Genomic DNA, 11,942 nt, shown 5'->3' with positions numbered 1-11,942 from the left:
AGGCATCTGTGATGAAATGCGACCCCACTCTCTATCGCGCCGCGCCGCCATCACTCGCCGTGAAACCCCGCCTGATTCGCCATCTGTTCCTGCCGCCGCTGATCATCCTGTTGATGATCGGTCTGGGTTACATCGGCTTCTGGACCAGCGAGCACTACGGGATTCGCACCCTCAGCGAGAACGGCGAGCGTCAGTTGGAACTGCACGCCCGCGCCGTCGAAAGCGAGATCAGCAAATATACCTACCTGCCCAGCCTGCTGGAACTCGAATCCAGTGTCTCCAGGCTGCTGGCCGACCCGTCCCCGGAACACCGGCAGACGGTCAATGATTACCTCGAAGGTCTGAACCGACGCAGCCGCAGTCGGGCGATCTACATCATGGATACCACCGGCCGGGTAATGGCCACCAGTAACTGGCGTGATTTCGACAGCTATCTGGGCGAAGACCTGTCCTTCCGTGCCTATTTTCAGAACGCCGTACGCGGGCAGCCGGGACGCTTCTACGGCATCGGCAGCACCAACGGCGAACCCGGTTACTACCTGGCCCACGGCCTGGAAGAGCAAGGCAAAATCATCGGTGTCGCGGTGGTCAAAGTGCGCCTCGAAGCCATGGAAGAACGCTGGAAACGGGCACGCCTGGAAGCCTTCGTCAGTGACGAGAACGGCATCATCATCCTTTCCAGTGACCCGGCGCGGCGGCTCAAATCGGTCCGCCCGCTCAGTGATGAAACCAAGGAGCGCCTGGCGCGCAGCCTGCAATATTACTGGTTTCCGCTCAACGAACTGCAACCGCTGGCCCGCGAACACCTGGCAGAAGGCGTTGAGAAATTGACCTTCCCGGCCAACACCGAGCTGGTGTCCGATGAACAAGAAATCAGCTATCTGTCGCAGACTCGCCCGTTGAGCGATACGCCGTGGAACTTCACCCTGCTGACGCCCCTGCAAGACCTGCGGCGCGAAGCCATCAATCAGGGGATTCTGGTGGCCGTGGCGTTTGCCTTGGTCGCGTTTCTGCTGATCGCCTGGAACGAACGGCGCAAGGTCATTGCCACCCGCCTCGCCGCCCGTGAGGCCCTGCAAGAAGCCAACAACCAGCTGGAACGCAAGATCGCCGAACGCACGGCCGACCTGCGCGCCAGCAACGAACGTCTCAAGAGCCAGATCCGCGAACGGCGGCAAGCCGAAGAAACCTTGCGCCGCGCCCAGGATGAACTGGTGCAGGCCGGCAAGCTGGCAGCCATCGGCCAGATGTCCACCAGCATCGCCCATGAACTGAACCAGCCGCTGGCGGCCCTGCGCACCCTGTCGGGCAATACCGTGCGCTTCCTCGAACGCGGCGCGCTGGACACCGCCAGTGCCAACCTCAAGACCATCAACGAACTAATCGACCGCATGGGCCGTATTACCGCGAGCTTGCGCTCCTTCGCCCGCCGCGGCGATGACCAAGGCCAGGCCAGCCTCGGCAAAGCCGTCGACGCTGCCTTGCAGTTACTCGGCAGCCGCGTGGAAAGCAGTGGGCTACAACTGCACCGCGACTTCAGCAACGTGCAAGTGCAGATTGATCAGACCCGTCTGGAACAGATTCTGGTCAACCTGATCGGCAACGCCCTGGACGCCATGCAGGCGCAACCGTTACCCGAGTTGTGGCTGGAAGGCGAAACCGTCGACGGTAAATACCGCCTGCGGGTACGCGATAACGGCCACGGCATCGACGCCGAGACGCGCAAGCATTTGTTCGAACCCTTCTTCACCACCAAACCTGGCGAACAGGGACTGGGCCTCGGCCTGACCCTCTCGGCGAGCCTGGCCGCTGCCACCGGCGGCAATCTGGGCGTCGAACACCCCGCCAGCGGTGGTACCGCCTTTGTCCTCAGTTTACCGTTGGTAAGCCCCCTTCAAGCCGAGCCAATATGAACAACGACCTTACCGTGCTGATCGTCGAAGACGATCCCCATGTCCTGCTCGGCTGCCAGCAAGCCCTGACCCTTGAAGATATTCCCTGTGTTGGCGTCGGCAGCGCCGAGGAAGCCTTGGCGCAAGTCGGCGACAATTTCGCCGGGATCGTTATCAGCGACATTCGCTTGCCGGGCATCGACGGCCTGGAATTGCTGACCCGGCTCAAGGCCCGCGATCGCAGTCTGCCGGTAGTGCTGATCACCGGCCATGGCGATATCTCCATGGCGGTTGGCGCGATGCAAAAAGGCGCCTATGACTTCATGGAGAAACCCTTCTCCCCCGAGCGCCTGGTGGACGTGGCCCGGCGTGCGCTGGAACAACGCAGCCTGGCTCGGGAAGTCTGGTCACTGCGTCGACAACTGGCCGAGCGCGACTCGCTGGAAGGCCGGATCATCGGTCGCTCACCGGCCATGCAGAACCTGCGCGAGCTGATTGCCAACGTCGCCGACACCTCGGCCAATGTGCTGATCGAAGGTGAGACCGGCACCGGTAAGGAACTGGTCGCGCGCTGCCTGCATGACTTCAGCCGTCGCCAGTCCCAGCAGTTTGTCGCGCTGAACTGCGGTGGCCTGCCGGAGAACCTGTTCGAAAGCGAAATTTTCGGCCACGAAGCCAACGCCTTCACCGGCGCCGGCAAACGGCGGATCGGCAAAATCGAACACGCCCACGGCGGCACGCTGTTTCTCGACGAAGTGGAAAGCATGCCGTTGAACCTGCAGATCAAACTGCTGCGGGTATTGCAGGAGCGCACGCTGGAGCGCCTCGGATCGAACCAGAGCGTTGCTGTCGACTGCCGGGTAATTGCTGCGACCAAGTCCGATCTGGATGAATTGAGCAAGGCCAGTCAGTTCCGCAGCGACCTGTATTACCGCTTGAACGTAGTGACCCTGGAACTGCCGCCGCTGCGCGAACGCCGTGAAGACATCCTGCAATTGTTCGAACACTTTCTGCAGCAGTCGTCCCTGCGCTTTGACCGCACTGCGCCGGATCTGGACAACCAGACCCTGTCGAACCTGATGAGCCATGACTGGCCAGGCAATGTGCGTGAACTGCGCAACGTCGCCGAACGTTTTGCCCTCGGCCTGCCAGCCTTCAAAAAGTCCGGCAGCAACGCCAGCCAGGGCTTGGGTTTTGCCGAGGCGGTCGAGGCTTTCGAGCGCAACCTGCTCAACGATGCCTTGCAGCGTAGCGGTGGCAACCTGACCCAGGCCAGCCTGGAACTGGGCATGGCCAAGACCACGTTGTTCGACAAGGTCAAGAAGTACGGCTTGAGCCACTAACCCTACGCTTGCGAGAACACTGTGGATTTATTGTTGAAAGCTGCATTGGGCGCCGCTGTGGTACTGATTCTGGCCGCCCTGGCAAAAACCAAAAACTATTACATCGCAGGGCTGGTACCGCTGTTTCCAACCTTTGCGCTGATCGCCCATTACATCGTCGGCAAGGGCCGCTCACTGGACGACCTGAAGACCACCATCGTGTTCGGCATGTGGTCGATCATTCCCTACTTTATTTATCTGGCCACCTTGTACGTGATGGTCGATCGCCTTCGGCTGGAGTTGTCGTTGGCCGTTGCCGCCGTGGCGTGGCTGATGGCGGCGACGGTGCTGGTGACGCTTTGGGTTCGGTTTCACGCCTGACTTGGCCGCTAGCCCGGCCCTTGCAGTTACCCGCTAAAGCCCACTCGGCCTGCATTCATGATTGATGAAGCGGGTGGCATCGGCTACAGATGGCGTCCAGCATCAAAACTTATAACTAATCGCCGTCTGCACTTCCCCCTGATTCACGTTGCCCTTTTCTTTGACGATGCTGCTGTCCGCTGCTGAGCCCGTGAGATGAATCCAGCTGGCACTGGTCACCAACGACCAATGCTGCGCCAGAGGAAACTTGAAGCTTTGAGTCAATGCCAGGTTCTGCAAACCGCCGCTGGCGTTGTATTCGCGGATCCCCGAAGCCTGCGCCTCTTGGGCGCTGACCCCAAAGAAAATCTGGGTCTGCCGGCCATCGGCGAAGTGCGCCGTCAGGTTGCTGCTACCAATAATCCCCATACCCAGCGGATAGCCAAGCTCCCCACCCACTCGCCCGAGCAAGCCACCCTGACCACCCTTGCCGCCCACCGCTTGCCCGACTTGAGCGAACACGCGCCAAAAGTCTTGCGGGCTGTACTGGATGAACCCGCCCATTTCAGCCATATCCGGCACATCCCGCAGCCCTTGTATCGAACCATTGGCGCTGCGTCCCGGCACGTAATTGATAAACGGCCCCAGACTGAAACCAGAGGTTTTGAAAGCACTCCAGGTCAAACCATCGTCAGTGCTGAGGCTGACATCACCCCAGTCCAGATCGAGGTACGGTACTGGCACCGTTTCATAACGACTACCGGTAGGGTCATAGGGTTGATAACTGATGCCTAAACCGGCCTCACCGGTAATACCGTCAGCCAGTACGCTGGCCGAAAAGCCGCCAAGGCACAGAAGGCCGACGAATAAAACAGTGGTAATCCTGAACATGGAGCGATTCCTTATCTGTGCATGCGCGCATCAACTCCCAGAGCGGCATCGTCGGGCAAGCACTCATGTTTTTTGTAGCGACCTACAAAAATTGTAGCTCCAAGCATACCGGTTACCGGCCAAGGCCCACCAGCCATGGGCCTAAGTCACTTGGCACAGTCCCTGCTCTACCCCTTGGCATGCGCAACAGCGCGCTCCTGTCCAATAGGTAAATGCAGATGATTGACTGGCATATCGTGTGTGATTTCGACGGGACGATATCTCGCACCGACGCGATCGACAACATCCTTGAACGCTTTGCCGACCCGATCTGGAAAAGCATCGAGCAGGAATGGCTGGACGGTCACATCGGTTCGCGTGAATGTCTCAGCCGCCAACTGGCGCTGGTCAAGGCCACGCCTGCCGAGCTGCTGGCGTATTTCGACACGATCGAAATCGACCCTGACTTCCCGGACTTCGTCGACCACGTCGTAGGTCTGGGCGCTTCCATCGAAGTGGTCAGCGACGGCATCGAGCAAGGCATCGCGCGGATTCTGGCACGCAACTACGTGAGCCTGCTGCCGATCCTCGCCAACCGCCTGCGTCAGGTCGACCACAACAGCTGGCGCATTGACTTTCCGTATTCGAGCGACGCCTGCCGCGCCGCTTCCGGCAACTGTAAATGCAAGTCCACGCCCAAGGGCAAACGCGTATTGGTGATCGGTGACGGTCAGTCCGACATGTGCGTGGCCTCCACCGCTGATTTCGTCTTCGCCAAGGATCGCCTGGCCGAACATTGCGAACGCAACGGCATCGCCTACGCCCGCTTTGACGCCTTCGCCGAACTCCCCGCATTGCTGGCCCAACTGCCGATCGGCAGCGCCGCCAACGCCACCTCCTTCGCGCTTGAACACTCTTTAGAAAAACAGGAACTCTTCCATCATGTCTGATATTCGAATCGCTACTCCCGAAGACCAGGTTCTTCTGGATAAAGAAGCCAAGTACTGCTCCTACGGCGACACCGTTCACTACATCGATCCTCCACGTATTTTCAGCCGTTGCGAAGGTTCCTACGTCTGGGACACCGAAGACCAGGCTTACCTCGACCTGCAAATGTGGTACTCGGCAGTCAACTTCGGTTACGCCAACCCGCGCCTGAACAACGCCTTGAAACAACAGATCGACACCCTGCCGCAGATCGCCAGCCAATACCTGCACAAAGGCAAGATCGAGCTGTCGGAAATGATCGCAGTCGATGCCAAGAACAAGTTCGGTCTGGACGGTCGCGTGCACTTCAACGTCGGCGGTTCGCAGTCCATTGAGGACTCGCTCAAAGTCGTGCGTAACGCCAGCAACGGCAAGAGCCTGATGTTCGCCTTCGAAGGCGGCTACCACGGCCGTACTCTGGGCGCATCGTCGATCACCTCGAGCTTTCGCTACCGTCGCCGCTACGGTCACTTCGGCGAGCGCGCCAACTTCATCCCGTTCCCGTACCACTTCCGCGGCCCTAAAGGCATGACCAAGGAAGAGTACGGCAGCCACTGCGTGCAGCAATTCGCCCGTCTGTTCGAAACCGAATACAACGGCGTCTGGGACCCGAAAACCGGCCAGTGCGAATACGCAGCCTTCTACGTCGAGCCGATCCAGGGCACCGGCGGCTACGTGATCCCGCCGATGAACTTCTACAGCGAGCTCAAGCAAGTGCTGGATCAGCACGGCATCCTGATGGTGGTCGACGAAATCCAGATGGGTTTCTGGCGCACCGGCAAGCTGTGGTCGATCGAGCACTTCGACGTCAAACCGGACGTGATCGTCTTCGGTAAGGCACTGACCAACGGCCTCAATCCTCTGGGCGGTATCTGGGCCCGTGAAGAATTGATCAACCCGAAAATCTTCCCGCCAGGTTCGACCCACTCCACCTTCGCCTCCAACCCGCTGGGTACTGCCGTGGGTCTGGAAATGTTCAAGATGACCTCCGAAGTCGACTACGGCGCGATGGTCATGGAGAAGGGCAAGTACTTCCTGGCCGGTTTGCAGGACCTGCAAAAACGCTATCCGATCATCGGCGATGTCGACGGTCTGGGCCTGGCGCTGCGCTGCGAAATCTGCGGCCCGGACGGTTTCACCCCGGACAAGGCAACCCTGGACTTCATGGTCGAAGAAGGCATGAAGGGCGATATCGAAATCGACGGCAAACGTCTGGGTCTGATTCTCGATGTGGGCGGCTACTACAAGAACGTCATTACCCTCGCGCCGTCCCTGGAAATCAGCTACCCAGAAATCGACCTCGGCATCGCACTGCTCGACCGTCTGCTGCATCGGGCTATGAAGCGGTGAGCATAGAAGAGATCGATCTAGGCGAAGGCAACGCCGGCTTCGTTCTCGGCAAAGGTCCGGTCGGGGTCTTATTGATCCACGGCCTGACCGGCACCCCGACGGAACTCCGTCGGGTGGCCCAGGGCCTGGCTAAGGGGGGGGCGTGCACGGTGTACGTGCCCACACTGGCCGGGCACTGCGGGGACAACAGCGACTTGCAAGCCACCGGCTGGCGGGACTGGTACGAAGGCGTGCGTAAAACCTTCATCGGCGTGCGTCAGCGCCACGAGCAAGTGTTCGTCGGCGGCTTGTCCATGGGCGCGGTCATGTCCATGTACATCGCTTCCGAGCACCCGGGACAGGTCACCGGCCTGTTGATGTATTCCACCACCCTGCGCTACGACGGCTGGAGCATCCACAAGCTGGCGTTCCTGACCCCGCTGTTGATGAAAATTCCGTTCGGCGTGCACATGTGCAGTTTCGAAGAGAAATCGCCCTTTGGCATCAAAAACGAGCGCCTGCGGGCCATCGTCGAACGCCAGATGAAGGCCGGTGAAAGCAGCAACGCCGGGCTGTTGACCATGGAAGGCGTCACCGTGCGCGAATTGCACCGGATGAATGCTGTGGTCAAAAAGCGCATGCCGTCGATTAACACGCCGGCCCTGGTGCTGCACTCCATCGAGGACGACATCACCAGCCGCTGGAACGCTGATTATGTCGAACGCAAACTCGGTGGCCCGGTGACCAAAGTCATGCTGGACAACTGCTATCACATGATCACAGTCGACCTGCAATACCGCCGTGTCGTGGAGTTGAGCGCAGACTTCATCGAACAGCATTCCTTAAACCAGGCCGCGCGCGAAGATTTTCGACAGCGAGCGTAGCTTAAGGAAAAGCCGTGATCACCGCCCAAGCCTTCTCGACCATTCAGGCCATCGAGCGCAGCGCCTGGAATGATTGTTTTCCAGATGTTCTGGAAGGTTGGGACTATTACGTTGCCGTAGAAAATGCCGGAATCAAGGACTTTCAGTGGCGCTACCTGGCCCTGTACGAGGGTTCGACGTTACTGGCCGTTGCGCCAGCGTTCATGACCCGGTATCGACTCGACGCGAGGGTGCAAGGGGTAGGCAAGCGTTTCACCGAATGCCTGGAACAACTATGGCCGGGCATTTTGCAATTGCGCCTCTATGTCATCGGCTCGCCAGTGGCCGAGCAGTGCAATGCCGGGACCGCCAGCCATGTTGCACCGCATCGACGCCAAGCCTTGCTGGAACAGTTACTGAGTTCGGCCCGCCGCGATGCCGATAGTTTCGGTATCGGCCTGCTGGCTGTGAAAGATGCACCCAGTAACGATGAACAATGGGCGGCCAGTTGCCTTGCGGCAGGCCTCCAAGCAATGCCAAGTCCGCCGACAGCGCTGCTGTCGGTGCCGTTTGGCTCGATCGACGCGTATCTGGGCTCTCTTGGCAAATCCACCCGCAAGGACCTGCGGCGCAAGCTTCGCACCCCCGCGCCACGGATCGAATGGCGGCACTCCATCGACGACGTTCTGCCGAGCATAATGCAGTTGTACGAAGCGACGCTGGCGCGCAGCGATCTGCAGTTCGAACGGCTACCGGCGAGCTACTTCACCGGCATCCTCGAACAGCTCGAAGGGAGCGCGGTCTGTGTGCTGTATTGGGTCGACGAGCAATTAGTGGCGTTCAACCTGGTACTGATTGACCAGCAACGCCTGATCGACAAGTTTTTCGCCCACGACATCGAATCCAGTCGTGAGCACAACCTGTATTTCCGTAGTTGGCTGGCCAATGTCGGCTACTGTATTCAACACAAGATCCCGCTGTATGAGTGCGGACAGGCTGGTTATGCCAGTAAGCTGCGGCTCGGCTGTGAGCTTCAGGGCAACACGCTGTTCTTCCGCCATCGCAATTGGCTGCTCAACACGATGCTGAAACTGCTGAAAATGTTTGTCCGACCGGATCGATCCGACCCCGCCATGGCTGCTGCGGTAAGCGAAACCTGATGACCAAAAAAGACCGCCGTACCCCACGCCCCTTCGCCATCTCACGCTGGAGCGTCCAGCGCAAGCTGGTCCTGGCGTTCTGGCTGGTCAGCGTGGTGCCGACGATGATCGCCGCCGAACTCGCGGCGACGACCTTGTCGCAGATTTTCGATAGCAACGTACGGATCTGGTTGCAGGAGTCGACCAAGATCGTCAAGGACGAAATCGGAGAGATCCTGCGAACCAATGCGCGAGTGGCCCAGCTGTTCCTTCGCTATACCAGACCGCCGTCTTCGCGCTCAGCGGCCAAACATGAAAAATTAACGGCAGATATTGCCGACGCCATGGGCATCGACGTGGTCGCATTGATCCGCGAGAGTGATCACAAAGTGGTGTTTTCCACCGTTCCCGATGAGATCACTCGGCAACTCAGCACCGAGCCCAACGCGGTATTGCAAACGCTCAAAGTGAATGGCGACCTCTATGGCGCGGTGGTCTCTGTTTTCCACACGACTCAGGACGGCGCAGACTACCAACTGCTGGTCGCAAGCTATCTGGACAGCAGCTTCCTGAACAGCGTGGCGGACGTTCACTCCCTCGACCTGCGTTTATATCTGTCTGACGCCCACGGGTTCTCCGAGATTTTTTCGACCCAACGCTTCGAGGATCACCCCTCTCAAGTACCGAGCAGCATTGAGACGAACTTACGCGAAACCAAACTACCCAGCGAACAGTTCACCAGCCGTTACAGTGGGCTTTACTGGCCGATTCTCAACGACAACGGTGATCTGCAGGGTGTTATCTTCAGCGGGTTGCTACGCCACAACAGCCTGGTCGGGCTGGTCAATCAAAGCAACCTTTTCATCCTGATTTTCCTGATTGCCAGCGCCCTGTCTCTGAGCGCTGGCTGGCTGGTATCACAGCGTCTGACCCGACCGCTACGCGGCCTCTCCGAGGGGGTGCGGGCAGTGATCGCTGGCGATTATCGCCAACGCATAACCGTCAATGGCAGCGACGAACTGGCCGAACTGAGCAATACCTTCAACCACATGACCGAACGCCTCGGAGAATTGCACCATCTGGAAGCGCAGCTGCGCCGCCGTGATCGCCTGCACGCGCTGGGCGAAGTGGCGATGGGCCTGGCCCATGAAATTCGCAACCCGCTGGGTATCATCAAGACCGCGACCCAGTTACTGCACCGCCGCGCGGACCTGCCCGAAACCGACAAACGCCATCTGGAATATGTGGTCAGCGAAGTCAGTCGGATCAATGACCTGATCACCGAGTTTCTCGACTTCGCCAAACCCAGCGCACCGATGCGCTCGACCCAACTGGCCCGGCCGTTGGTGGATGAACTGATCGGTTTCTGCGCACCGGAACTGGCTACCCATAACATCGATGCACGGATCGACGATCAGGCTCCCGGCGCGACCATCTATGCCGATGCCCGGCAACTCAAACAGGCCTGCCTGAACCTGATCCTCAACGCCATCGACGCCATGCCTGAGGGCGGTCGCCTGACCCTGGGCATTGCCAAAGACAAGGAAAATACGGTCATCAGTGTTTCCGACACCGGCCAAGGCATCGAACCGGACATGATCGAACGTATCTTCACCCCATTCGTGACCACCAAGGCCACCGGCACCGGTCTTGGCCTGGCAAAAGTCTTCTCGATCATGGAAAACCACGACGGCCGTATCGAATGCGTCAGCGAAAAAGATGCCGGCGCCACCTTCAGCCTGTACATTCCGGCCAACGGTGAAGACAGCGGTGAGGATAACGATGACGCATAACATTCTGGTGGTCGACGACGAACCCAAGCTCTGTGACCTGTTGTCTTCAGCCCTGAGCCAGAACGGTACTCAAGTGTTCACCGCCGGCAACGGCCTGCACGCCCTGACCGTGCTTGAACAGGAGGACATCGACCTGGTGATCAGCGACTGGCGCATGCCCGGCATGGACGGACCGCAGTTACTGGCGGAAATCAAAGTACGTTTTCCGCAGCTGCCGGTCATTGTCATGACCGCTTACAGCACGGTGAAAAACGCCGTGCAGTCGATGCGCAACGGAGCCTTCGACTACATTGCCAAACCGTTCGACATCGACGAACTGGACATCACCGTCAGCAAAGCCTTGCAGTTTCGCGACATCCTCAAAGACAACCAGCGCATGCGCGCCGAGCTCGACGAACACCAGCAAATCGACAGCCTGGTGGGCGACAGTCCAACCTTTCGCCGAGTGCTGCAAGCAGTCGATTCAGTGCGTGAAAGCAATGCCACCATCCTGCTCACCGGCGAAAGCGGGACCGGCAAGGAAATGGTCGCCCGGGCCATCCACAAACACGGCAACCGCGCCGACAAACCCTTTATTGCGGTCAACTGCGCGGCGATCCCCGAGGGCCTGCTGGAAAGCGAAATGTTCGGCCACCGTAAAGGCGCCTTTACCGGCGCCGTGACCGATCACGTGGGGCGCTTTATGCAGGCCGACAAGGGCACGCTGTTTCTTGATGAAGTCGGCGACATGCCGCTGGCCTTGCAAGCGAAGATTCTGCGGGCCTTACAGGAGCGCGTGATCGAGCCGGTGGGCGACCCGCGCGAACGCAAGGTCGATGTGCGGGTCATCGCCGCCACCAACAAAAACCTGCTGGAAGCGGTGGTCAACAAAGAGTTTCGCGAAGACCTTTACTATCGCCTGAACGTGTTCCCTATTCCCTTGCCTGCCCTGCGCGAACGGGTCGAAGACATCGCGCCGCTGGCCCGACATTTCGCCCACACCCTGGGTGCCACCGCCGGCAAACGCATTACCGGATTCAGCCCGCAGGCCCTGCAGGCCATGACCAATTACACCTGGCCGGGAAATATCCGCGAACTGCAAAACTGCGTGGAGCGCGCGACTATCGTGGCCTCCGGCAGCATCATCGAAGACAGCGACCTGCCGGCCTATCTGTTCGCCTCACAACCCACCAACAGCAGCGTCAGCGCGATTCTCAGCGCAGGTTCCGGCGTGCCTGAGGATCTGGACGTAGCGCTGGCCGAAGTTGAAAAAACCTACATCCTCGCCGCCCTGCAACAGAGCAACGGGGTACAGGCCGCCGCTGCGCAGCTGATCGGTATCTCCGAACGCAGCTTCTGGTACCGGCTGAAGAAGCTCGGGATTCATGTGGACAAGATTGTGCGGTGA

Annotated in this window: 10 protein-coding genes; 9 read left to right on the top strand and 1 reads right to left on the bottom strand. The window is 59.3% G+C overall.

Features of this window, described 5'->3' with window-relative positions; genetic code table 11:
* Positions 1-11 precede the first annotated feature (11 nt).
* The 3 genes from aauS to ACZYSM_RS11910 are packed head-to-tail and all read left to right on the top strand — an operon-like array spanning position 12 to position 3,595.
* The gene (gene aauS / locus ACZYSM_RS11920) at positions 12-1,913 is read left to right on the top strand and encodes a two-component sensor histidine kinase AauS (RefSeq protein WP_489071687.1); all 1,902 of its coding nucleotides are present in this window, start codon (positions 12-14) and stop codon (positions 1,911-1,913) included.
* A complete protein-coding gene (gene aauR / locus ACZYSM_RS11915; RefSeq protein ID WP_489071686.1) occupies positions 1,910-3,235 on the top strand; it encodes a two-component response regulator AauR in 1,326 nt (441 codons plus the stop codon). Before aauS ends, aauR begins: the two co-directional genes overlap by 4 nt.
* Before the next feature lie 30 nt (positions 3,236-3,265).
* On the top strand, positions 3,266-3,595 hold the full coding sequence (locus tag ACZYSM_RS11910; RefSeq protein WP_489071737.1) for a GlpM family protein: 330 nt from the start codon (positions 3,266-3,268) through the stop codon (positions 3,593-3,595).
* Between the two features lie 102 nt (positions 3,596-3,697).
* On the opposite strand, the gene ACZYSM_RS11905 is transcribed toward ACZYSM_RS11910, so the two are convergent.
* Positions 3,698-4,465 (bottom strand): MipA/OmpV family protein, encoded by a 768-nt coding sequence (locus ACZYSM_RS11905; RefSeq protein ID WP_489071685.1) that lies wholly within the window; start codon positions 4,463-4,465, stop codon positions 3,698-3,700.
* A gap of 218 nt (positions 4,466-4,683) precedes the next feature.
* Between ACZYSM_RS11905 and ACZYSM_RS11900 the strand changes: the two genes are divergently transcribed.
* Genes ACZYSM_RS11900 through ACZYSM_RS11875 form a run of 6 tightly spaced genes read left to right on the top strand, consistent with a single transcriptional unit; the run spans position 4,684 to position 11,942 of the window.
* Positions 4,684-5,394: an HAD-IB family phosphatase gene (locus ACZYSM_RS11900; protein ID WP_489071684.1), complete on the top strand. Its 711-nt coding sequence runs from the start codon at positions 4,684-4,686 to the stop codon at positions 5,392-5,394.
* Positions 5,387-6,781, top strand: a complete 1,395-nt coding sequence (locus ACZYSM_RS11895; protein WP_489071683.1) for an aspartate aminotransferase family protein — start codon at positions 5,387-5,389, stop codon at positions 6,779-6,781. Before ACZYSM_RS11900 ends, ACZYSM_RS11895 begins: the two co-directional genes overlap by 8 nt.
* Complete coding sequence (locus tag ACZYSM_RS11890) at positions 6,778-7,644, top strand: alpha/beta hydrolase (RefSeq protein ID WP_489071682.1); 867 nt, start codon at positions 6,778-6,780, stop codon at positions 7,642-7,644. Before ACZYSM_RS11895 ends, ACZYSM_RS11890 begins: the two co-directional genes overlap by 4 nt.
* Before the next feature lie 14 nt (positions 7,645-7,658).
* Positions 7,659-8,783 (top strand): GNAT family N-acetyltransferase, encoded by a 1,125-nt coding sequence (locus ACZYSM_RS11885; RefSeq protein WP_489071681.1) that lies wholly within the window; start codon positions 7,659-7,661, stop codon positions 8,781-8,783.
* Positions 8,783-10,555 (top strand): sensor histidine kinase, encoded by a 1,773-nt coding sequence (locus ACZYSM_RS11880; protein ID WP_489071680.1) that lies wholly within the window; start codon positions 8,783-8,785, stop codon positions 10,553-10,555. Before ACZYSM_RS11885 ends, ACZYSM_RS11880 begins: the two co-directional genes overlap by 1 nt.
* Entirely contained in the window at positions 10,545-11,942 is a 1,398-nt protein-coding gene (locus ACZYSM_RS11875) for a sigma-54-dependent transcriptional regulator (protein WP_489071679.1), read from the top strand. Before ACZYSM_RS11880 ends, ACZYSM_RS11875 begins: the two co-directional genes overlap by 11 nt.

The sequence above is a fragment of the Pseudomonas sp. F220 genome, from assembly GCF_057813935.1.
Note: the sequence above shows the minus strand (reverse complement) of the source record. Positions and strands in the feature narration are given on the sequence as shown.

Coding starts and splice junctions, on each gene's coding strand:
- ACZYSM_RS11905 (WP_489071685.1), bottom strand. CDS start 4,465: ATGTTCAGGATTACCACTGTTTTATTCGTCGGCCTTCTGTGCCTTGGC.
- ACZYSM_RS11875 (WP_489071679.1), top strand. CDS start 10,545: ATGACGCATAACATTCTGGTGGTCGACGACGAACCCAAGCTCTGTGAC.
- ACZYSM_RS11880 (WP_489071680.1), top strand. CDS start 8,783: ATGACCAAAAAAGACCGCCGTACCCCACGCCCCTTCGCCATCTCACGC.
- aauR (WP_489071686.1), top strand. CDS start 1,910: ATGAACAACGACCTTACCGTGCTGATCGTCGAAGACGATCCCCATGTC.
- aauS (WP_489071687.1), top strand. CDS start 12: ATGAAATGCGACCCCACTCTCTATCGCGCCGCGCCGCCATCACTCGCC.
- ACZYSM_RS11895 (WP_489071683.1), top strand. CDS start 5,387: ATGTCTGATATTCGAATCGCTACTCCCGAAGACCAGGTTCTTCTGGAT.
- ACZYSM_RS11900 (WP_489071684.1), top strand. CDS start 4,684: ATGATTGACTGGCATATCGTGTGTGATTTCGACGGGACGATATCTCGC.